Origin of the sequence: Streptomyces sp. HUAS YS2 (genome assembly GCF_033343995.1) — a bacterium.
Lineage (GTDB): Bacteria > Actinomycetota > Actinomycetes > Streptomycetales > Streptomycetaceae > Streptomyces > Streptomyces solicathayae.
On the sequence record NZ_CP137573.1, the window covers coordinates 1,398,606 to 1,420,906 of the forward strand.

General features: G+C 69.2%; 17 protein-coding genes and 2 pseudogenes. 8 read left to right on the forward strand and 11 right to left on the reverse strand.

The annotated features are described in order from the left end of the window. Positions 1-944: 944 nt before the first annotated feature. From R2D22_RS06515 to R2D22_RS06535, 5 genes are all read right to left on the reverse strand, one after another. Entirely contained in the window at positions 945-2,117 is a 1,173-nt protein-coding gene (locus tag R2D22_RS06515; protein WP_318101853.1) for a phage major capsid protein, read from the reverse strand. A gap of 284 nt (positions 2,118-2,401) precedes the next feature. After that, entirely contained in the window at positions 2,402-2,713 is a 312-nt protein-coding gene (locus tag R2D22_RS06520; RefSeq protein ID WP_318101855.1) for a hypothetical protein, read from the reverse strand. A gap of 307 nt (positions 2,714-3,020) precedes the next feature. Then, a complete protein-coding gene (locus R2D22_RS06525) occupies positions 3,021-4,535 on the reverse strand; it encodes a hypothetical protein (protein ID WP_318101857.1) in 1,515 nt (504 codons plus the stop codon). A gap of 104 nt (positions 4,536-4,639) precedes the next feature. Further along, positions 4,640-4,828, reverse strand: a complete 189-nt coding sequence (locus tag R2D22_RS06530; RefSeq protein WP_318101859.1) for a hypothetical protein — start codon at positions 4,826-4,828, stop codon at positions 4,640-4,642. A 55-nt stretch (positions 4,829-4,883) separates the two neighbouring features. After that, positions 4,884-5,072 carry a helix-turn-helix transcriptional regulator gene (locus R2D22_RS06535; protein ID WP_318101861.1) on the reverse strand — a complete coding sequence of 63 codons (189 nt, stop codon included), beginning with the start codon at positions 5,070-5,072 and terminating at the stop codon, positions 4,884-4,886. Between the two features lie 350 nt (positions 5,073-5,422). Between R2D22_RS06535 and R2D22_RS06540 the strand changes: the two genes are divergently transcribed. Then, positions 5,423-6,760 (forward strand): tyrosine-type recombinase/integrase, encoded by a 1,338-nt coding sequence (locus tag R2D22_RS06540; RefSeq protein WP_318101863.1) that lies wholly within the window; start codon positions 5,423-5,425, stop codon positions 6,758-6,760. A gap of 19 nt (positions 6,761-6,779) precedes the next feature. Beyond that, on the forward strand, positions 6,780-7,841 hold the full coding sequence (locus tag R2D22_RS06545) for an ATP-dependent DNA ligase (RefSeq protein WP_318101865.1): 1,062 nt from the start codon (positions 6,780-6,782) through the stop codon (positions 7,839-7,841). 3 nt (positions 7,842-7,844) lie between these two features. On the opposite strand, the pseudogene R2D22_RS06550 reads toward R2D22_RS06545, so the two are convergent. The 3 genes and pseudogenes from R2D22_RS06550 to R2D22_RS06560 all read right to left on the reverse strand — a co-directional run. Next, a pseudogene (locus R2D22_RS06550) lies at positions 7,845-8,198 on the reverse strand (GMC oxidoreductase); the annotation flags it as partial. Between the two features lie 39 nt (positions 8,199-8,237). After that, positions 8,238-8,360: pseudogene (locus R2D22_RS06555) on the reverse strand (FAD-binding protein); the annotation flags it as partial. After that, the gene (locus R2D22_RS06560; RefSeq protein ID WP_318101867.1) at positions 8,353-10,269 is read right to left on the reverse strand and encodes an AMP-dependent synthetase/ligase; all 1,917 of its coding nucleotides are present in this window, start codon (positions 10,267-10,269) and stop codon (positions 8,353-8,355) included. The pseudogene R2D22_RS06555 and the gene R2D22_RS06560, both read right to left, overlap by 8 nt. Before the next feature lie 196 nt (positions 10,270-10,465). On the opposite strand from R2D22_RS06560, the gene R2D22_RS06565 reads away from it, so the two are divergent. Beyond that, positions 10,466-10,930 (forward strand): SCP2 sterol-binding domain-containing protein, encoded by a 465-nt coding sequence (locus R2D22_RS06565; RefSeq protein WP_318101868.1) that lies wholly within the window; start codon positions 10,466-10,468, stop codon positions 10,928-10,930. Between the two features lie 15 nt (positions 10,931-10,945). Then, positions 10,946-12,175: an acyl-CoA dehydrogenase family protein gene (locus tag R2D22_RS06570; RefSeq protein ID WP_318101870.1), complete on the forward strand. Its 1,230-nt coding sequence runs from the start codon at positions 10,946-10,948 to the stop codon at positions 12,173-12,175. A 10-nt stretch (positions 12,176-12,185) separates the two neighbouring features. On the opposite strand, the gene R2D22_RS06575 is transcribed toward R2D22_RS06570, so the two are convergent. Together R2D22_RS06575 and R2D22_RS06580 are read right to left on the reverse strand one after the other, a co-directional pair. Then, on the reverse strand, positions 12,186-13,424 hold the full coding sequence (locus R2D22_RS06575; protein WP_318101872.1) for an HTTM domain-containing protein: 1,239 nt from the start codon (positions 13,422-13,424) through the stop codon (positions 12,186-12,188). Then, a complete protein-coding gene (locus tag R2D22_RS06580) occupies positions 13,421-14,254 on the reverse strand; it encodes a DUF5819 family protein (RefSeq protein WP_318101873.1) in 834 nt (277 codons plus the stop codon). The genes R2D22_RS06575 and R2D22_RS06580 overlap by 4 nt, the downstream gene beginning before the upstream one ends. Before the next feature lie 393 nt (positions 14,255-14,647). Here R2D22_RS06580 and R2D22_RS06585 point away from each other — a divergent pair, with 393 nt between their 5' ends. Both R2D22_RS06585 and R2D22_RS06590 read left to right on the forward strand, forming a co-directional pair. Continuing rightward, positions 14,648-14,899: a hypothetical protein gene (locus tag R2D22_RS06585; protein WP_318101874.1), complete on the forward strand. Its 252-nt coding sequence runs from the start codon at positions 14,648-14,650 to the stop codon at positions 14,897-14,899. Between the two features lie 84 nt (positions 14,900-14,983). Next, positions 14,984-17,071, forward strand: a complete 2,088-nt coding sequence (locus R2D22_RS06590) for an MDR family MFS transporter (protein ID WP_411976985.1) — start codon at positions 14,984-14,986, stop codon at positions 17,069-17,071. A gap of 18 nt (positions 17,072-17,089) precedes the next feature. Here the strand turns inward: R2D22_RS06590 and R2D22_RS06595 are convergent, their stop codons facing one another. Further along, positions 17,090-17,542: a YchJ family protein gene (locus R2D22_RS06595; protein ID WP_318101875.1), complete on the reverse strand. Its 453-nt coding sequence runs from the start codon at positions 17,540-17,542 to the stop codon at positions 17,090-17,092. A gap of 162 nt (positions 17,543-17,704) precedes the next feature. Between R2D22_RS06595 and R2D22_RS06600 the strand changes: the two genes are divergently transcribed. Next, a complete protein-coding gene (locus R2D22_RS06600; protein WP_318101876.1) occupies positions 17,705-19,495 on the forward strand; it encodes a hydroxysqualene dehydroxylase in 1,791 nt (596 codons plus the stop codon). Positions 19,496-19,604: 109 nt separating this feature from the next. Beyond that, positions 19,605-22,289: a hypothetical protein gene (locus R2D22_RS06605; protein WP_318101877.1), complete on the forward strand. Its 2,685-nt coding sequence runs from the start codon at positions 19,605-19,607 to the stop codon at positions 22,287-22,289. Positions 22,290-22,301: the final 12 nt, after the last annotated feature.

Here is a 22,301-nt window from a genome sequence, read left to right on the forward strand (position 1 = left end):
TGAATATGCGGCGGTTATGCAGCCCGTCGACGGGGCGGACATGGGTCGGACCCTGCATGATGGTTATGCACCCACTCTGACCTGCGGGTTAACCATACGGCCGGAATAGGGAGGGAAACGGTTCACAGGGGCGGGGGTCGTCCGGGCTATGCATAGTGGCCGCATACCCACCCCCCTGGGGCCCTGCATACTCATGCACTATTCATGCAGCCCGGTTCCGCCTAGACCATTTCCCCGCGCGGGGTTGAGTTTCAGGGGATTGCAATTCCATCGAGCTACGGTTCATCCGGTGGGCAATGGCTTGCCTTTCGAATTCAGCAAATAACTCAAGGGGGTTGCCGACCCGCGAATGCGTCGGGGGCGCTGACGCGGGGTTCATGCATTCGGGGCGAGTCATGGAATTCGATGTATTCGAGGGTTGCATCTCTTACGAAATGCTACCTTTTCCGCAAGTCGCACCAGTTCCGCGATACCTTGCCATTTCCCTTTGCTCTACTGCTTGCCTTCGAGCTTTTCTTCGTTTGGCTTGAGCTTCGAGCTTTCGTTGTGCTTGCTGTCTCACACAAGGCCAGGTGTGGGAGCGAGGGGCACAGGCAGTGCGAGGGGTACGGCACCCCCACCGGGGGCCCTGGGCCCCACCTCCCGCGCGGGTACGGGTGGCGGGGGTCTCAGGCTGCTGCACGTCGGCAGGCGGCCAGCTCGGCGCGGGTGGGCATTCGGGGCAGTAGCTTGCGCCTCAGCTCCGCTTCGGCCTGTAGCTCCCGGTGCCTCGTGGAGCCCGGGTACAGGGCCTCGAAGTGGTCGCGGTCCATGCACGCGTAGCCCAGTTGGATTTCCGCTTCGGTAACGACCCTATATTTCATGGCATTTCGCCGATCTGCGGGTCAATCGGAGAACCGGGGGCCCAAAGGGGCAGGGCCCCCGGTTTTGCGGGCGCTACCCGATCACGGGGTCAGGTCGATGACCCGGAAGGCGGCCGGACGGTTCACCGCGAACCCGAACCGGCCCTCTGCGCGGAGCTTGACCCGGTTGGTGTCGAACAGGACCCCGGAGCTGTCGGCGTCGATCGTGGTGCCCTGCCGGACGATCAGCCGGCACTGGGACCAGTCGGCCAGAAGTGCCGTACCTGCGGGGACACTTGTCGAGATGACCTTGGGGATGTTCCCGAAGATGTTCGCGTACGCCGTCGAGTCCACCAGGTACTCGCCGTCGGCCGTGGTGAGGAGGTCGAGCCCCTCGGCGTCGGTCGGGTTGAGCACCCACGCCGTGGGGGCCTCGTGGGCGCTCTCCATCGCCGTACGGGCCTTCCGGAGCGTGACCGGCACGCTCGTGGCGTACGCGGTCGTCCCGACGCCTGCGGTGTTGAGGATGCCGACGACGTTTTCTCCCGCCACGGCACCGCTGACGATGTCGCGTTCGAGGGCGTCCAGGACGCCTCGGGACATCTCCGAGTCCAGGAACCCGGACAGCTCCCGGTGGTCGGCGAAGAGACGGAGCGGGATCGCCTCGGAGAGGTGCGCGTAGACCCTGACGCGGTCCGGGACGGAGGTCACGGTGTAGATCGACGTGGGCTTGGTGGCGGCGTCCACGACGGCGGCGGCGTTGTCCGTGCGGACCGTCTGCCGCAGGAACTCGAACTCGTTGCCGGTAACGGACTGGCGGTCGACGATGAGGTCGAGCAGCCGGGCCGGGTTGGTCGGCATGGTGAACAGGCCGGTGCGGACCATCGTCGGGGCGTCCACGGCCCCGGAGGTGAGCGCCTTGACGCCGTGCTGCTCGGCAGCCTTGGCGAGCGTCTGCGCGGCCTCCTGGGCCCACTGGCGGGCTCCATGGCCGATGCTGGGCGCCGTTCCCTTGGTGCCGCCCATGGGGGCGCTCTCGTAGCGCTGTGCGCCGTCGCCGGACAGGTCGCCGTCCAGGTTCTCGGCCGCGTGGCCGATCGCCTTGAGTTCGGCGGCGCGGGCGTTGAGTTCGACGAGCTTCGCGAGCTTCTCAGCCTTGGTGCCGGACAGGCTCTTCACCTGGTCCATGTCGTAGACGCCGGGGTTGGAAGTCTTCGCTTCGGCCATGATCTGGCGGAGTTCGGCCAGTGTCGCTCGAAGTGCGGGGTGATCCATGACAGTTGTCCTCTTCTGGAGTGCGTGTGTGTTGATTCGCATTCCGAGGACCGCCCAGTCGTCGGCTGCGGGCGGTAGCCGCCCAGCCACCGGGAAAGTCGAGTTGCGAGGGGAACGGCGTTAAGGGTCGGCCGTCCAGCCGACGGGGGAAGCGCGCACGCCCCTTGGTCGGTCTCCACTCCGGGGGAGAGGAAGGCCCAGAAGGAAGAGGGGGCGTGCGCGTGACCATGCGTTTCCCGTGCACTGGAATCGAGAATAAGCGACTAGAGCGAGAAATGGAAGGGTCACATTCCGTTCAGCTCAAGTTCGCGGGCGTAGGCGTCCCAGAGCCTCCATTCAGGCTGCCCTATTCCTTCGAGCCTTCGCGATTCATGCGCGAATTGCTCCGACAGCGACTTTTCCCACACCGGAGATACATAGACGTCACTTCCGGACTCTTCGCGGACTTTCAAGACCTGTCGCCAATTCTTGGTGTAGGTGTCCAATCCTCGCATGAAACGCGACCAGTCTTCTTCTGTGAGCGGGTAGCGCTCGAAGGCTGCGAGGACGAGTTCACCAGGGCCGGGTGTGGGAGGGAAGTCGGGGATCGCGGTCATCGCGGTTCCTTTCGGGTCGGGCGTCCAGCTTGGGGCGCCCAGAGGCGTGGTTGGAACGTTGGAACGTTGGAACAGAGGGGTTTCGGTCTGGATCGGATTACCGATCTTGAGAATTCGTATTCGAACCCTTACCCTCAGCGACGCAAGTCTCTGACCAGTAAGAATAAGAATAGAGAATTCACTCACATAGAGGGATCGGTCCTGAGCGACACCCCCCCTGTTCCAACGTTCCAACGTTCCAACCCCTTGAGAAATGGGGCTTCCGGCGTTCCAACCGGCGGAGTTCCAACCGGGAAAGTTCCAACGACTACGGGTGCCGGATCTGGACGTGATCACCGGTCGCCGCCACCGTCACCCAGCCGCGTTCCTGGGCGTACTCCAGCGCCTCCGGGAGCAGACCGCGTTCCTTGGCCGCCACCCGGGTCCGCAGCCCTCCGCGTCCGGCGACGCCGACGCCTTCCGGCCCCGCCTCCGCCGCGTACTTCCGGACGCGTTCGGCGAGCCTGTGCAGCCGGGCGTAGTGCCGCTCATGGTCGGCGTACACCTCCCGGTCGGCGTGGGCCTGCCGGGCGGCCTCCGCTGCAGCCCTGACCTCCGCCGCCGCCTCCCGTTCGAGGTGAGCCCGCACCGCGTCCGAGGTGGCCGTCATCTGCCCGGACAGCTCCCAGTACGCGGCCGGTACCCGGTCGGCCGTCCCGTCGAGCAGCAGCGTGAGCAGCGCCGCGACCTTGAGGCGGAGGTAGGTCCGGTGCCCGTCCGTCTGGGCGTCACCCCGCAGGCCGGCGAGTCGGGCGGCCCGGACCTCTTGGACGACGACGGCCGGGAAGGTCAGGACCCGGAAGCCGCAGGCGGCCGTCTGGGCGTTCGCAGTGAGCCGCCGGGCCAACTCCTCGCACGACGGCGTGCGCGCTCTGTGGGCGTCCTCTCCGGTGCCGGGGAGGGTGCTCTGTACGGGAACGTCCGGCGCGTTCGGGTCGGTAGCCGACAGGAACAGCACGCGTTGCGGGGTCCCTTGCGCCTTTTCGGCCAGCAGCGGCCGGACCGTTTCGGGCTGGAACGCCATGTAGAGCCCGAGGGCGTACCCCCGCACGTCCCGCGACCGTTCACGGCTGGCGTTCTTCTGGCCAAGTGCCCCGCCGGTGAAGGCAGTTCGCAGGGTTACGCCCAGCGTGGACCCGGACCGCTCCCCCAACTTCGACAGAATTTCGCCCTCGTCGGCCTCCAGGAACGCCGAATAGAACCTCTGACGCCGTTCCTTCACGGGCTTGCCATTCCGGCCCGTCTCGCCTGTTTCGAGGTCGCCCATGTACGTTTCCGCGATTCCCTCACCAGAGCCCACGTTTCCGAGCTGCACGTACGGGAAATGCGCGGCTGGAATGAGTTGACCCGAGAAAGCGCAACTCTCCGACTTACTGGCCCCGGGCGGACCGACAGCCGCCGTAAGCAGATTCAGGGTTGACGTATCGGATACACCAGTATCCACGTGAACGGCTTGCGGATTGACATAACCGGCCATTCTCGCGAGCAGTGCCCCTAGAACAGCATCCGGGCCGAGGAAACGGGCCCGCGCTGCCGCCCGGATCTCCGTAAGCGTCGGGTGGGCGTTCCAGAACTCTTCCGGCAGTTGGATGGAAACCAGCTGCTCACGAAGCCGTTGAGTTTGAAGGCGCTCCTTTTCGGCTGCCCAGTGCTCGGAAACAAGGCGTTCCAGTTCGCCGTCTGGTGTTATCTCGTCGGCCGGGCCATTGGGCAACGGCCGGTCGAAAAGGAGACGCTCGCCGGACCCGGGCGGGGTTTCGGGGGTGATGTCTTGGGTGTACATTTGGCGTACTTCCTTTCTGGTTGAGTAGCCAACCCATTCCCCGGCGGGTCCCTCGGAGCGGGTTGGCTGGTTCGGCCCCCGGTATTCCTCTCCCGGGGGCCGTTTCATTTCCTGATCAGGGCCTCAATCTCGGCCAGATCCCAACGCGCTTGCCCGTGGCCGGACTTTCCGTGGTTGGGGAGCCGTCCAGCCTTGCTCTGCGCATAGATCCACTGACGGGCCGACCGTTCCGGCACGCCCTCGCGGACGAGGAAGGCGACGGCGACATCAGTGGGTACAACGACGGACTTCATGCGGTCCTCGAATCGGGGGCGTTGGGGACGTCCTTGAACCGCTCCTGGTCGCCGCTCACGCGGCACCCCGTCGGTCTGACCGGTCGACGTGCCTGGCGGCGAGCCACGCTTCGATGTCGGGGATCGAGTAGCGGACGTGCTTGCCGACTCGGGCGTACCGGGGTCCGGTGCCGTCGTGGTTCCAGTCGTAGACGGTGCCGATCGGCACCCCCAGAAGCTGGGCGAGCTGCTTCGGGGACAGCATTTCCTGCATTGTTCGGGCCTTCCCTTGGTTCGCCGTCCGGGCGTTTCCGGTTGGCTTGGCCCTAACCTTCACCCCTGCTTTTCGCCTTCGAACAACTAGCCATTTGCCTACAAGTTCACAATGCTCTGAGCTGGGATGTGTCACAAAGCGTCACCGAATGATTTCGCTAAATTGACCACCTGGAGGTATTGACACAAGTCCGGACGATCACCGATCGCGGCAATTTTAAGGCGCACACCTCGGATGACCTTGGAACTCACGTCGCCGGATTTCAGGAAGACATCCCACGTTGAACGAGGTGTCACACTTGACTGTGCCCCGAGAAACACGGAGAAGGGGGCAGACAGGCCATGACCAGAGCAGTGCAGATAGCCGACCGATGGCACCGCCGGACCCCGGCCGCCGACGGCGACGAACCATGCAAGTGCGGCACACGGGATTACCCGTACGCGTCCGCTGTTCACAGCGCCGAACTCCGATGGGCGGTCCGCTGGCGGGACCCCGAGGGAAGCCAGCGGAAGAAGCTCTTCAAACGGAAGCCGGACGCCCAGAGATACGCAGCGGAACTCAAATCGTCAATGGACGGCGGAAGTTACATCAATCCGACCACTCAGCAGACTACGTTCCGGGAAGTCGCCGCCAAGTGGCAGGCCGCCAACGGGATACAGCACCGCCCGTCAACCGTCGCCAACGTCGACCGGTCCCTGAAACGGCACATCCTGCCGACGTTCGGCGACCGGGAAATCGGAGCGATCAAGAAGGCGGACGTTCAGGACTGGGTGACCGAGCGGGCCGCCGTTCTCGCCCCGTCAACTCTGGAAGTCGTGTACGGGACGCTGCGGGCCGTGTTCGCGTGGGCGGTCGGTGAGTACATCCCGGTGAGCCCGTGCGACTCCAGGGGCCGTGCCGACCGCGTCCGGCTGCCGTCCAAAACCGCGAAGGAAGTCGTCCCCCTGTCGACCGCCCAGGTGTCCGCACTGCTCGACGCCGCGCCCGACCGGTACCGTGCCGCCATCCTGCTGACGGCCGCATCGGGGCTCCGCCAAGGGGAACTGTTCGGGTTGGAGCCCAAGCACGTCCGCGACGGGGAGATCGAGGTACGCCAACAGGTGTCCGTGATCGACGGCAAGGGCGTCCACATCGCCCCCGTGAAGTCCTCCAGCAGCCGCCGGGTCATCCCGGTGCCGACAGCCATCACGGACGCCGTGCGCGCCCATCTGGACGCCTTCCCGGTCACTCCTCAGGTCATGGCCGACACGACCGACGGCAGCCGGCGTGAGCGCAAGGTACGGCTGGTCTTCACGACGGCTCCGGGTGAGCCGGTGCAGCGCTCGCCCTGGTCGCGTGCGTGGCGGAAGATGGTGACCGATGCAAACAAGGTCCTTGACGACGGCCAGCGAATCCCGCCTGGAACGACCCTGCACACACTCCGCCACACGTACGCTTCACTGCTGATCAAGCACGGGGAGTCCGTGAAGGTCGTCCAGAAGCGGTTGGGACACGCTTCGGCGGCGATCACCTTGGACACGTACAGCCACCTGTGGCCCGACTCGGCCAGTACCACCCGGCTGGCCGTTGAGCAGGGGTTGGGTGCCCTGATCAAGGCACAGTCCAGGGCACACCACAACGGGAATTCTCCGGAATCAACCCGGGACGACGGGAACGGAATGTCCGGTCACTCAGGGTAGTGAGAGCAGGTAAAGAGCTATGGATCTGCCGGTGATGCCGCCCGTGAAGCCGATGCTCGCCAAGGCCGTGAAGCGCATCCCGCCCGGGATGCAGTACGAGGCGAAGTGGGACGGCTTCCGCGCCATCGTGCACCGCGACGGCCCCGACGTGGTGATCGGCAGCCGCACGGGCAAGCCGCTGACCAGGTACTTCCCCGAGCTGGTCGCCGCGCTGCTCCCCCGGCTGCCCGAGCGGTGCGTGGTGGACGGCGAGATCGTCATCGAGCACGACGGCCGGCTCGACTTCGACCGGCTGACCGAGCGGATCCATCCGGCCGACTCCCGGGTGCGCACGCTGGCCGAGCGGAACCCGGCCCGGTTCGTCGCCTTCGACCTGCTGGCGCTCGGCGACGTGTCCCTGCTCGACACGCCGCTGAGCGAGCGGCGGGCGGAGCTGGAGGCGGCGCTGCGCGACGTGGCCCCGCCGGTCCATCTGGCGCCCGCGACCACCGATCCCGAGGTGGCCGCCCGGTGGTTCGAGCAGTACGAGGGCGCCGGGCTCGACGGGGTGATCGCCAAACCACTGGATCTGCCGTACCGGCCGGACGCGCGGCTCATGTACAAGATCAAGCACGAGCGGACCGCCGACGTGGTGGTGGCCGGCTACCGGTTCCACAAGAGCGGACCGGTGGTCGGCTCGCTGCTGCTCGGCCTGTACGACGACTCCGGCGCGCTCCAGCACGTCGGCGTGTGCGCGGCGTTCACCGCGAAGCGGCGCGAGGAGCTGGTGGCCGAGCTGGAGCAGCTGCGGATGGACCCGGCGGACGGCCACCCGTGGGCGGCCTGGACGGACGAGTCCGCCCACGAGGGGGCCAGGCTGCCGGGCGCGCCGAGCCGCTGGTCGGGCAAGAAGGACCTGTCGTGGGTGGCGCTGCGGCCGGAGCGGGTGTGCGAGGTCGGTTACGACCACATGGAGGGCGACCGGTTCCGGCACACCGCCCAGTTCAAGCGGTGGCGGCCGGACCGGTCGCCGGAGTCCTGCGGATACGCGCAGCTGGAGGAGCCGGTCTCGTACGACCTGGCCGAGGTGTTCGCCTCGTAGCGCTCACTCCTTCTTCGGGGGAACCGGCGGCACGGGCAGGACCAGCCGGCCGTACGCGTGCTCCGGCACCGCCGGGCTGTGCGGCGCGACGGCCGCGATCCGGGCGTACGGGGCGCCCTGCGGCGGGCGTGGGTCCGGTTCGCCCTTGTTGGGCCACAGGGACATCGCGCGTTCCGCCTGGGCGGTGATGGTCAGCGACGGGTTGACGCCGAGGTTCGCGGAGACGGCCGAGCCGTCGACGACGGAGATCCCCGGGTGGCCGTGCAGCCGGTGGTACGGGTCGACGACGCCGTCCTCGGCGCTGGCGCCGATCGGGCAGCCGCCGAGGAAGTGCGCGGTGAGCGGCTTGTTCATCAGGGAGTTGCGCGGCAGTTCGGCGCGGGTGAAGCGGCGGCCGGCTTCGAGGACGCCGACCCGGTAGCCCTTCTCGGTGAGGCGCAGCGCGGAGACCGAGCCGCCGAAGCCGGAACCGACGACGATGACGTCGTAGTCGTACGCGGGCTCGGCCCCCTCACTCATAGAGGGCCTCGATCTCCGCCGCGTACCCGGTCATGACCGCGTGCCTCTTGACCTTGAGGGACGGGGTGAGCATCCCGTTCTCCTCGGTGAACTCACCCGGGACGATGCGGAACCGGCGGATCGACTCGGCCCGGGAGACCGCCCGGTTGGCGTGGTCGACGGCCTTCTGCACGTCGGCGATCAGCTCCGGATCGTCGCAGAGTTCGGCGAGCGGGGTGTCCTTGGGGCGTCTACGGACGGCCAACCAGTGCTCCATCGCCTCCGGTTCGAGGGTGACGAGCGCCGCGATGTAGCTCCGGTTGTCGCCGACGACCAGACACTGCCCGACCGGCGGACGGCTGCGCAGCCGGTCCTCCAGTACGGCCGGGGAGACGTTCTTGCCGCCCGAGGTGACGAGGATGTCCTTCTTGCGGCCGGTGATGACGAGGTAGCCGTCCTCGTCGAGGGCACCGAGGTCGCCGGTGGCGAACCAGCCGTCGTCCAGGACCTCCTGGGTGGCGGCCGGATTGTTCCAGTACTCCCGGAAGACGATGCCGCCCCTGACGAGCACCTCGCCGTCCTCGGCGATCCGTATCGCCGTCCCGGGCACGGGCCGGCCGACGGTTCCGGGGCGCGGCCGGAGGGGCGGGGTGACGGTGGCGGCGGCGGTGGTCTCGGTGAGGCCGTAGCCCTCGTAGATGAGGACGCCGGCCGCGTAGAAGAACAGGCTCAGGCGGCGGTCGAGCGGGGAGCCGCCGCTGATGGCGTACCGCAGCCGGCCGCCGAGCTCCTTGCGGACGCGGCGGTAGACCAGCAGGTCGTACAGGGCCCAGCCGAGGGTGAGGCCGATGCCGGGCCGGACACCCCTGCCGAGGAAGTGGTCCAGGGCGGCCTCGCCGAAGCGGACGGCGATGTTGTCGGCGCGGCCGAAGGACGCCCCGCGGCCCATCTTCTCGGCGGTCGCCCGGCCGGTGTCGTGGATCTTCTCGAAGAGGTACGGCACGCCGACGACGAAGGTCGGCCGGAACGCCCGGAGTTCCGGGCGCAGTTCGTCGGGCTTGATGCTGGGGCAGTGGCCCAGTTCGATGCGCGCCATGAGGCAGGCGATCTGGATGGTGCGGCCGAGGATGTGGGCGAGCGGCAGGAACAGCAGCGTGGAGGCGGCCTGTCCGGTGATCGCCTTGAAGACGGGGTGCAGCAGCTCGACGGTGTTGGCGGCCTCGGCGTGGAGGTTGCCGTGGGTGAGCACACAGCCCTTGGGGCGCCCGGTGGTGCCGGAGGTGTAGCAGAGGGTCGCGATGGTGTCGGCGGTGAGGGCGGCGCGCCGCTTCGTCACCTCGTCGTCGGCGATCTCCCGTCCCAGTACGGTGAGTTGCTCCATGCCACCGGCGTCGGTCTGCCAGATCCGGACCGTTCTGTCGGGGAGCGAGGCGGCCGCCTCTTCGACGGCCGCGGTGTTCTCGGCGGTCTCGGTGACGACGTGGCGGGCGCCGGAGTCCTCGAGGATCCAGGCGATCTGCTCGACGGAGGAGGTCGCGTAGACGGGCACGCTCTGGCCACCGGCTGCCCAGACGGCGAAGTCGAGGACGGCCCATTCGTAGCTGGTGCGCGCCATCAGGGCGACCCGTCCGCCGGGTTCGAGTCCAGCGGCGACGAGCCCCTTGGCGGCGGCGGTGACGTCGGCGGCGAACGCGGCAGCCGTGACGGGCCGCCAGGCGCCCTGTCGCTTGCGGCGCAGCACGACCGTCTGCGGGGCCGCGGCGGCATTGACGAAGGGGATGTCGGCCGGGGTGCCGTCCTGGGGCGGCGGGACGAGGGGCGCGCTGCGCGCCTCGCGCACCACTCCGTTCTCGCGGATCAGCTCGACCTGGTGGCGGGCGGCGAGATCGCTGTGCTTGCTTGCCTGCCTCAGATCCTTGCGTACGCCCATGGTGGGCTCCTGTTCGCGGCGTGCGGGCGGGGAGTGACCGGGACCTCTGGACTTACCGGGAAGTCAACTTACTCGGGCGTAATGAAAATTCAACGGGTCGGACACGATGGATCGACGACCTTTCGCCTCTTGCCGCCGGAACCCCGGGAGGCGTACCTTACTTCGAAGTAAGTTTACTCAAGAGTAAGGAACCGCCGTGGCAGACGACATCGGTGCCCAGCTCGCCGCCCTCGACTTCGCGGCCGTCTCCCCCGCCGAGTTCGCCCGGCTGGTCAAGGGGCTCTCGGCGCAGCAGATCAAGGAGCTCGCCTCCGACGCGGCGCTGCGCGAGCGGGTGCTGCGCGAGGTGTTCGGCCGGATGAAGCAGCAGTTCAAGCCGGAGAGCGCGGGCCCACTCGACGCGCTGATCCGCTGGAAGATCACCGGTATCGACGACGCGGTGTACGAGACCCGGATCGCCGACGGCCGCTGCGAGGTCACCGAGGGAAGGTCGGACGCCGAGCCGCGCACCACCCTGGTCCTGGCCGACGCGGACTTCCTCAAGCTGGTGTCAGGCAACGCCAACCCGGTCACCATGTTCATGATGCGCAAGCTCAAGATCGCCGGAGACGTCGGCCTGGCCTCCGGCCTGACCCGCTACTTCGACATCCCCAAGGCTTGAGGAGCGAGCCGGACAATGAGCGGATTCTCCCTCGGACTCACCGAGGAGCAGCGTGACCTGCGGGACTGGGTGCACGGCTTCGCCCGCGACGTGGTGCGCCCGGCCGCGTCCGAGTGGGACGAACGCGAGGAGACACCCTGGCCGGTCATCAAGGAGGCGGCCCGGATCGGCCTGTACGGCTTCGAGTCCCTCGCCGACATGTACGGCGACCCCAGCGGGCTCTCGGTGCAGATCGCCAACGAGGAGCTGTTCTGGGGCGACGCCGGCATCGGCATGTCGATCTTCGGTACCCATCTCGCGGTCGCCGGGATCTTCGCCTCGGGCACCCCCGATCAGCTGGCCGAGTGGGTCCCGCAGTGCTTCGGCGACGAGACCGACCCGCGACTCGCGGCGTTCTGCGTCTCCGAGCCGGAGGCCGGCTCGGACGTCGCGGCGATGCGCACCCGGGCCCGTTACGACGAGGCGAGGGACGAGTGGGTGATCAGCGGCCAGAAGGCCTGGATCACCAACGGCGGCATCGCCGACGTCCATGTCGTCGTCGCCTCCGTCGCCCCCGAACTCGGCGCGCGCGGCCAGGCAGGCTTCGTCGTCCCGCCCGGCACACCGGGCCTGGTGGGCAACCGGAAGATCAAGAAGCTGGGCCTGCGGGCCTCGCACACCGCGGACGTCTTCCTCGACGAGGTCCGCGTCCCCGGCCACTGCCTGCTCGGCGGCAAGGAGCGGCTCGACGCCCGCCTCGCGCGCGCCCGCGAGGGCGGCGGCGCGAAGGGCAGGCCAGCCGGTGGCCAGGCCGCCATGGCCGCCTTCGAGGTGAGCCGCCCCACCGTCGGCGCCCAGGCCCTCGGCATCGCCCGCGCCGCCTACGAGTACGCCCTGGAGTACGCCGGTCAGCGCGTCGCCTTCGGCCGGCCGATCGTGGAGAACCAGTCCATCGCGTTCACCCTCGCCGACCTGCGCACCGAGATCGAGGCGGTCCGCCTCCTCATCTGGCAGGCCGCCTGGATGGCCCGCAACGACCGTCCGTTCGACGCCGCGCAGGGCTCCATGTCCAAGCTCCGGGCCGGCGAACTCGCCGTCACCGCCACCGAGAAGGCCGTCCAGATCCTCGGCGGCGCGGGATACAGCCGCGAGCATCCGGTGGAGCGCATGTACCGGGACGCCAAGATCTACACGATCTTCGAAGGCACCAGCGAGATCCAGCGCCTCGTCATCGCCCGCGCCCTGACCGGCCGCCACATCCGCTGACGGACGGGCGTCAGGAGCCCGGGCCCGCCACGGCCGGGGCGGGGACGGACGCGGACCCAGAGGCGGAGGCGGGCGCCGGGCCGGGCGCGCCGCCGCCCCCGTCCGCCGTCCCGTCGACCTCCCCGTCCGCCTTGCCGTCCAGCAGTCGGCGTCCGATCCGTCCGCTGGTCCGCCCGAGCCAGACCAGCAGGACCGTCGGCGCGAAGACCGCGTCCGCCGCGATCATCACCATCGAGAAGTACGGCAGCCCCATCAGCACGCCGATGCCGATGTGCTCGCCGATCAGCAGCACCAGCAGCACGTTCTTCGCCTTGCGGCGCAGCAGCGCGAAGGGGAAGGCGACCTGCACGATCACGGTGCCGTACGTCATGGCGAGGACGAGCGTGCTGCTGGAGGTCAGCGCCTCGCTGAGCATCGGCCAGGAGGTCAGGAACTCCTGGTGCAGCGCGTAGTACACCGCGCTGCCCTCCCGCCACGTGGATCCCGGGATCTTGTACCAGCCGGCACACGCGTACACGATGCAGATCTGGAACGCGATCACCACGAGCGCCCCGTTGTGCACCAGGTTCGCGATGCGGTCGCAGACCGAGCGCGGCACCTCGGGGGCGTACGTCGACACGGCCCACCACAGCCCCAGCGCCAGCCACAGGACGCCGAGGGTCACCACCCACGGGACGATGAGCCGGCCGGTCGCGCCCAGCAGCACGACCGCCGTGCCGGACAGGGCCCACAGGACGATCCCGGTGACATCCCGGCCGTTGCCCCGCCGCACGCGGCGCGCGTCGAGCGACCACACCTGGGCGCAGCGGGTGAAGATCAGGTAGAGCGCGAGGATGTGCAGCAGTCGGTCGCCGGCGTTGGTGACGAACTCGTTGCGGTGCTGGAAGGACAGGATCCCCAGTGCCATCACGACCGAGGCCGTCCGCGTCCGCCAGCCGACGAGGACAGCGGCCGCCGCGGCGATCGCGAGCAGGTAGAAGAACTCGTAGTACGCCCGCCCCGGCCACCACAGCAGCGCGTCGAACGCGCCCGGGCCCGCCCACGACTGCGCCATCTCCCAGCTCAGCGGGGCGTCGGGTCCGTGCATCCCCAGCCGGTCCGGCCAGTGCCGCACCAGGTAGAACAGCCACAGCCCGGACAGGCCGATCCGGAGGGTCGCGGTCTGGTACGGGGCGAAGGCGGTGGCCGCGGCGCGGTCGACGAGACGGCCGGCGGCTTCGGTCACGGCGGCGGTCCTGGTCGTGCTCATCGTCCGGCCACCGTTCCTTCGAGGTCGTTGCGGGTGACCGGGAGCCAGGCGAAGTCGCGCGACTTCCACACGTCGCTCACCTTGCGGCCGGTCCACTCGGGCGGCTGGATGGCCTGGGTCAGCTCACGGAACTGGATGCGCTGCACTGAGTTCCCGCCGACCACGGACCGCAGCCGGGCCAGGGTGAGCCGCTTGAGGTACTGCTCGGTGAGGAGGCCGAGCTTGCCGATCGGGCGGCCGGCGCGGTCGTGGGTGCGGTTGTAGTTGTTCCAGCCCTGCCGGAACTGTTCCATCGTCATGCTGGGGACGAGCGTGCCGCGCAGCGTGCGCAGGTCGTACGCGGTCATGTCCACCCAGAGCGTCGTGGCCCGCTTCCCGTCGGCGGTCCGCACCTCGGCGCGGGCCATGACGCGGGAGTTCGTGAGCAGCGGGTTCGGCGCGAAGACACCCCAGTTCTGGGCCAGCTCCGGGAACAGGTAGGTGTCGATGACCTTCTTGTGCTCGGTGTTGACCGCGTTCTTCGGCGCCACGTGGAAGAAGACCATCCCGGCGTGGACGAGGACGGCGAGCAGGACGACGACCGCGGCAGCGACGACGGTCAGCCGCGCGACGCGCGGCTCGGCCGCGGCCCTGTCCCCGGCCCCGTCCCCGTCCCCGTCCCCGGTCGACGCGTCCTCAGCTGTGGCCGCGTCCGTACGCGTACCGGTGTCCCGATCCGTGCCCGTGCCCGGCTCCGCGCCCGGATCCGCGCCCGGATCCGTGTCGGCGTCCGGAGCGGTGGGTATGCCCCCACCGTCCGCTCCCGGCTCGGCTTCCGCCTCGGCCCGCATGCCGCTCCCCCTCAGTTCGACCCGATCGCGCGCCCGATGATACGTGCCGCCGGGCGAACGTGAGATGGCACACATCCGACGGCCGGCGAACCGTCGCCGGGACCCTCATTTCGCCACCGCGTTCGACGCGCATACGGACGATCCGGCGTGGTCCGGCGGCACGTTGATCGCCTGGCGGGGCGCGCACCTGCGGGAACGCGGCGAGGGTGCGAAGGGGAGGCGCGCGGGACGGTCGGGGCCGGGCGGTCGGCTGATCCTTCCCACGGCCGAAACGGTTGCCGTGCGAAGACATCCCTGTCGCGGAACACGGATCCCCATCCGGTACGTATGAGAGTACGTACTTGGGAGGAGGACACCCAGCCTCGCCCCCACCGCACCCAAAAGGAACGCCCAGTGATCACCTCGCCGTTGGTACCCGTCCCGATCCCCGACCGCGTCGCCGCGCTGATCGGGTCCTGTCTCCCGCAGCACGTGCTCCAGGCGGAGTTCGACGCGGTGTGCGCCGCCCGTGAGGTGAACCGGTTCCGTGGGCCGCTCTGCGCGGAGGACCGCGCGGACCGCGAGCACGCGCTCGCCGCGCTCGCGCGGGCGAACAAAATCCTGGCCCAGCACCACCCGCTGCTGCCGGTGCGCCCCGGGCAGTGACCGGGCGCCGCCGGGGCCCCGGACCGTACACCGGTTCGGACCTCTCCGCATGCGGCGGTGAAGGCGCGGTGTGAGGGTGCGAAGGTGACCACCACCAGCGCTGATGCCCCCGCACCGCCGGCCGCCGAGCCCCCTGTGCTCGACGACCGGCGTCGCAACATCGTCTTCGGCACGATCATGCTGGGCGTGCTCCTCGCCGCACTCGACCAGACGATCGTCGGCACCGCGCTGCCCACGATCGTCGCGGACCTGGGCGGCGGTGCCCACATGTCGTGGGTGGTCACCGCGTATCTGCTCGCCGAGACCGTCGCGACCGTGCTGGTCGGCAAGTTCGGCGACCTGTTCGGCCGCAAGGTGATCTTCCAGATCTCCGCGATCGTCTTCATCACCGGATCGTTCCTGTGCGGCCTCGCGTCCAACATGACGCTGCTGATCGTCTGGCGCGGCCTCCAGGGCATCGGTGCCGGCGGCCTGATGGTCACCTCCATGGCGTTGATCGCCGACGTCATCCCGCTGCGCGACCGGGGCAAGTACCAGGGCGCGATCGGCGCCGTGTTCGGCGTCTCCACGGTGATCGGGCCGCTGCTCGGCGGCCTGTTCACCGACCATCTGACCTGGCGCTGGGCGTTCTACGTCAACGTCCCCATCGCGATCCTCGTGGTCGTCGCCGCCGCCCGCACCATCCCCTCGGTGCGCTCCGCGAGCCGCCCGGTCATCGACTACGCGGGCATCGCGCTGGTCGCGGCCGGCGCCAGCGCGCTGATCCTCGCGACCAGTTGGGGCGGCAACGAGTACGCCTGGGACTCGGGCGTCATCATCGGGCTCTTCGCCGGCGGCCTGATCGCGCTCGGCCTGTTCTGCTGGGTGGAGACCAGGGCGGCCGAACCCATGCTGCCCATGCGGCTGTTCCGCAACCCGGTGTTCACGGTCTGCTCGGTGCTCAGCTTCGTCGTCGGCTTCGCGATGCTCGGGGCGATGACGTTCCTGCCGACGTACCTCCAGTACGTGGACGGCGAATCGGCCACCATGTCCGGCATCCGCACCCTGCCCATGGTCGTCGGGCTGCTCATCGCCTCGATCTTCAGCGGCAACGTGGTCAGCAAGACCGGCCGGTACCGGATCTTCCCGATCGTCGGCTGTCTGGTCATGGGCGTCGGGCTGTTCCTGCTCTCCCTGATGGGCCCCGAGACCAGCACCTGGCTCGAGTCGCTGTACATGTTCGTACTGGGTGTCGGCATCGGACTGTGCATGCAGGTGCTCACCATCGCCGTGCAGAACACCGTCGAGTACGCGGACCTGGGCACGGCCACCTCCGGCGTCACCTTCTTCCGCACCCTCGGCAGCTCCTTCGGCACGGCCGTCTTCGGCACGATCTACGCCAACTCCCTCAGGCCCAACCTCGCCGAGGGCGTCGCGGAGGCGACCCTGGTCGCCGGGGCCGCGGACCCGGCGGCCCTCGCACGCGCCGCGCAGAGCCCGGAGGGTCTGCGCTCCCTGCCGCCGGAACAGGCCGCGCCACTGATCCAGGCGTACGCGGACACCCTCCAGACGGTGTTCCTGTGGACGGTGCCGGTCGCCGCCGTCGGCTTCGTCGTCGCGCTCTTCCTCAAGCAGGTCACGCTGCGCGACACGGCGCGGGAGGCCGCGCCGGACATGGGCGAGGGTTTCGCCTCGCCGACGACCAGCGGCGACAAGGCGAAACTGCTCGAACTGTCGGTGGCCCGCATCCTGCGCCGCTCCGACTTCGACACCGCCCGCAGGATCGTCGACGCCTCGGACACACGGCTCGACATCGCCGGGGCGTGGGCGGTGATGCAGGTCGAGCTGTACTCGCGGATCGTCGGCCATGCCAGCCTCGGCCTGATCTCGGCCAGCCGCCGCGTCCCGCCGGAGGTCCTGCTGCCGGTCTTCGACCGGATGGTCGACGAGGGCTTCCTGGAGCGGGCGGGCTCCCTGCTCTCGCACACCCCGGCCGGCGCGCGCGAGGCCCAGGTGATCACCCGTGCCTGGGGCGACTGGCTCACCGCCCAGGTCGAGCAGGAGCGCGGCCGCCCCAGCGGCCCCGAACTCCGCGCCGCCACGGACGCGATCGCGAAGCGCCTGGTGGCCGAGGACCTGGCCCACGGCATGCCGCGTACGGGCCGCGAGACGGCCGAGGTCGGAGCGCGGTAACGCGACCGGGAGGGGGCCCTACTCGATGAAGTCCCCGTCGACGTACACCCACGCGCCGTCGTGCCGCTCGAAGCGGCTGCGTTCGTGGAGGGAGCCGGCGGCGCCGCCGAGGGTGTAGTCGGCGACGAAGGTGACCGTGCCGTGCTGGTGGAACGCGGTGCCCTCGGTCGTCTCGCGGATCTCCAGGCCGGTCCAGCGCATGCCCGGGTCGAAGTCGACCTCGGCTGGCCGGGTGCGCGGTGCCCAGGTGCGCAGCAGGTACGCCTCGTCGCGGACGACGAAGGCGCTGTAGCGCGAGCGCATCAGCCGCTCGGCGGTGGGGGCGTTCGCCGTGCCGGAGTGGAAGCGCCCGCAGCATTCGCCGTACGGGGCGGTGAGCCCGCACGGGCAGGGTGAGCCGGCCGTGACCGTGGGGGAGGCCGGGGTGCGGGCGGGGGCGGGGCGGGTGCTGCGACGGGTGCGACGTGCCATGGGCCCATTGTCGCGTGGGCGGGGCGGACCCGGCCGCGCGCCCCGGGCGGCGGGATCGCGCCATCGTGCTCTTTGGGCCCGCACGGTGCTTCCGGGGGGTGCGGGGCGGCCGTATATTCCTGCGCCGGACGCGACAGTTACCGCCGGTAAAGGGGTTGGGGCATGGACCGTACGGGCACCTCTCGACGCACCTTCGTGGCGGCGGGCGCCGCGGCCGCCGCCGGGGCGGGAGCGGTGGCAGTCGGCGCGGCGCCGGCCGCAGCCGCCGGCGCCGCTCCGGGCACGAGCACCGCCGCCGGCCCGTCCGTCGCGGTCCTCGGCGGCGGCGTCGCCGGGCTCACCGCCGCGCACGAACTCGCCGAACGCGGCTTCCGGGTCACCGTGTACGAACGCCGCGCCCTCGGCGGCAAGGCCCGCTCCATGGACGTTCCCGACAGCGCGCGCGGCGCCCGCCGCCCGCTCCCCGCCGAGCACGGCTTCCGCTTCATCCCGGGGATCTACCACAACCTCCCGGACACGATGCGCCGCATCCCGTTCCCCGGCAACGCCCACGGCGTGTGGGACAACCTCGTCGCCCCGCCCGAGATGATGTTCGCCCGGTCCGGCGCGGAGGACCTGCGCGCGCCGATCCCGTGGCCGGGCGAGCGACCCGCCGACCTCACCCTGGACGACGTCCGCCGGGCGCTGACCGCGTTCGTGGAGACCGCGCGCGGCATCCCGCTCCACGAGGCCGCGTACTTCGTCAACCGCGCCCTGGTCTTCCTCACCAGCTGCGACGAGCGGCGCGACGACGTCTGGGAGCGCACCCCGTGGTGGACGTTCACCAGGGCGGCCGAGATGTCGGTCACGTACCAGCGGATCCTCGCGATCGGTGTCACCCGCAACATCGTCGCCACCAAGGCGGAGGAGGCCAGCACGCGGACCGTGGGCACGCTCGGCGAGGCGTTCGTCTTCAACGCGCTCGGCCGCGGCGCGGACGGTCCGCCGGACCGGATCCTCAACGCCCCCACCAACGAGGCGTGGATCGACCCGTGGGTGGCCCACCTGCGCACCCTGGGCGTCGAGTTCGAGCTCGGCTGGTCGCTGCGCGAGCTCGCGTACGGCTCCGGGCGGATCACCGCGGCGCTCGTCGACGACCCGGACGGCGCCCGGCACTCCGTCGTCGCCGACCACTACGTCTGCGCGCTCCCCGTCGAGCACGCCCGCCGCACCTGGGGCGCCGCGCTGCGCGCAGCCGACCCCATGCTGGCGCGCTGCGACCGGCTGCAGACCGACTGGATGACGGGCATCCAGTTCTATCTGACCGCCCGGCCTCCGACCGTCGACGGGCACCTCAACTGCATCGACTCACCTTGGTCGTTGACCGCGATCGCGCAGGCCCGGCACTGGACCGGCGGCTCGTTCGCGGAGGTGTACGGCGACGGCTCGGTCGTCGACTGCCTGTCCGTGGACATCTCCGAGTGGGGCAAGCCGGGGATCCTGTACGGGAAGACGGCGAAGGAGTGCACCCGCGAGCAGGTCGCCAAGGAGGTGTGGGCGCAGTTGAAGGCCGCGCTCAACGACACCGGCCGGACGGTGCTGAAGGACGCCGACCTGCACTCGTGGTTCCTGGACCCGGGGGTGTCCGGCATCGGCGGGCCGAACCCGGTCAACGAGGACGAGCTGCTGATCCACCCCGTCGGCACGTACCACCTGCGCCCCTCGGCGGCGACCAAGGTCCCGAACCTGTTCCTGGCCGGCGACTACGTCGCAGTCCCGATCGACCTGGCGACCATGGAGGGCGCCAACACCTCGGCCCGCCAGGCGGTCAACGCCCTTCTGGACCGGGCCGGTTCGACCGCGCCACGCTGCACCGTGCAGCCGCTGTTCCGCGCCCCGGAGATCGAGGCCCTCAAGCGCCACGACCGCCTCCGCTACCGCCTGGGCCTGCCCAACTCTCTCGACCTGGGCTGAGCCGGGACGCCGACGGGCCGGCCGCTTCGTCGGGCCGGCCTGATCGACTTGCTCCGCGTCCAAAGCGTAGAAGACTGGTGAGTGACAGCCAGGACTACCAGAGGTCGCCATGTCCTCTCGTTCCGAGCGGCACTCCCCTGTCGACGCGTCATCGTTGCCCGTCCCCCATGTGATGCGGGCAGGCGCTGTAGCGGCCCTCTCTGTCGTCCTCTTCATCACTGCCGTCTCCGGTGTGGGCTGGGTGTCACCGGCCTGGCAGGCCTCGGCGGACTGGCCCGGCTGGTTCCAGGCCGTCTCCGAGTGCTTCATGCGGTTCTTCGAAGGCGCCGAGCGGCTCGTGACGGGCGGCAAGGGCGGAGCCGGCCTGAGTCTCCGTCTGTTGTGCGTTCTCCTCCTGACTCTCTCCTTCATGACGTTGCGCCGTTGGATGCTCCAGCGCAACGCGTACAAGCCCGGGCCGGTGGATGTACAGCAACTCGTCTCCTCGACCACGGAGGGCGAACCCTGCCTCGAGGGTCTTACCGCCCAGTTGCGCAAACAGCTGTCGGAGACGAACCTCTATCCCCCGTCAGCGCTCCCCGCGGAATCCCCGGCAGAGAACTTCCTCGATCTGCTCGGCGACATCGACCTCGAGCCGAAGAAACTGGGCACGAGCATCCTGCGCTTGTTCAGCCGCCTCCGGCCGAAGGTCGCCTACACAGTGCGCGGCGTGCTGCGCGTACGGGAGCAGGAACCCGCGTTCGGCATCACCGTCACCGTCACCTCCTACGCGATGCGAGGCAGCCGCACGGAAACCCTGTGGCACCAGACCTGGGAGGACGCGGTGCGGGCTGCCGGGTACTGGGTGATGGCAGCGCTGGTTCCGGTCACGCAGGCAAGCCGGAGGGCGCCCTGGGAGGAATGGCGCGGGCGGAACCTGCAGCCCGAACTGTTTGCCGCCTACCAGGAGGCAAGGGAGCTGAGCCACGAGCGGAAGTTCGACGATGCCCTCGACCGCTATTACGCGGCACTGCGGCTCGATCCCACGAATCTGCACCTGCGCACGCAGATCGCGGGAACGCAGGAGAAACTCTGGCTGCATCTCGACGCGCTCGAGACCTATCACGGCGCAATCCTCCTGGACGGGCAGAGCAGGCAACAGCGGAGCGCCCGCCTGAAAAGGGGTTCCTGGAATCCACGTCGATCGTTCTGCCGGCGCTACCGGTGGTGGCGCAATGGCCTGCTCGAAGCGCGGTTCCGCTATGCGGTCGTGCTCGGTATGGCCGAACGCACCGCTGACGAGTGGTGCAGACCGACCGTGGACCCTGCCGATGGCCGTAAGTGTCCGCGTCGCGCACATACCCGAAGGGAGATCCGCAGGTCGCTGGCCCCCTCGCTCGTCGACAGATACTGGCCGACGCTGATCCACCTCACGCCCCCCGGGGAGAAGAATCCCATCCTCACTGAAAAGAGCGCCAGGAAGTGGCTCGCGGACGAGCTCGGGGAAGACCGTCTCGACCCGAGGAAGGTCAGCTTGATATTCCAGCTCGCCTGCCAAGAGGAGATGTACCAACTCGTCAACGACTATCCGCTCCTCCGCTTCCTCAGGAACCCCAGCAGACGGCGGAGCAGAGGGCTCACGTGGACCTCGCTCCGAATCAACCGGGACGTCTGGGCGCCTCTGCGTCTGGCATGGGCCGTGAAGCAGACCGAAGAGGGCTGGGTAGGAGGATTGCGAAATGAACTTTCTTGGCCGATGCCGGGGAAGGAGCTCAAGAACCGAGTGGAGGAGGCGAGAGGCTGGGGGATGTGGCGGTGGACGACGGAACGGCTCAGAACCTGGCAGCTATGGCTTCCCCGGCCGTGGCAGGACAGCTACAACACGGCCTGCATCTATGCGGCGGCGATGCGCGGCCATGAGGACGAGTCCGAACTGGACCTCCTCGCCCGGCTGGCCGTGGAGGAACTCGAGGCTGCCGCGAGAGCGGACGTGACCGGCTTTCACCCGATCACACGCTCCTGGCTGCTCATAGAAGATCCGGATCTCGAAGCACTGCGCCCGCACCCCCGGTTCCTCCGCTTCGAGCGCGAGACCTATCCCCATGACGCCCCCGACCGCGACCGGCCCCCGCGTCCGCTGCGGGTCGAGATGATGGCGTACGACCGACAGATGCTGAGTGGCACCGCACAGGTCATGGAGCACATGTGGCGTCTGCGCGGGAGGCTCCTCCCCGCAGAGACGTACTTGATCACCGATTGGTTCACGACCGAGAGACTGGTCTGGCAGGGAGTCCATCGCGTGGCCGCCGACCAAGGCCAGGACTGGCGCGACCGGGAGAAGCTCGTGCAGACCGTCAGGGCGATCGCCGACTCGACGTTGCTGGCGAAGTACGGCCTTCCCACCACGCTGCCCGAACTGGACGACCTCCTGGACGACGCGACATGGTTCGGGATCGGGGATGCGAAGGACAGCATTTCAGGGTTCGAGCGGTCCTTCAGGGAGCGGCTGAGCATGGTGAGCCGGGCCATCGGCGGGGCGTCCAACGCGGTGTCCCCCATCCGCCGAAGCGATCAATGGGTCGAGGCGGTCAAGCACAGCGGAACGTTGCCCAACTCGATGATGCAGCACGCAGTTCTGCAGGCGTGTGCGGACTACGAGAACACCTGGCGGGCGCTGCGTGACGTGCTCGATCCCGACGACGATGAATTGGCCCTCTCCAAAGCCCTGCACGAGCTCCACGAACCAGAGGGGGTGTGGCGGCTCCTGGCCACACTCAGGACGAGGGTGCCGGCCGGCTTCCGCCACACGGGCTGACCGTCCGGAACG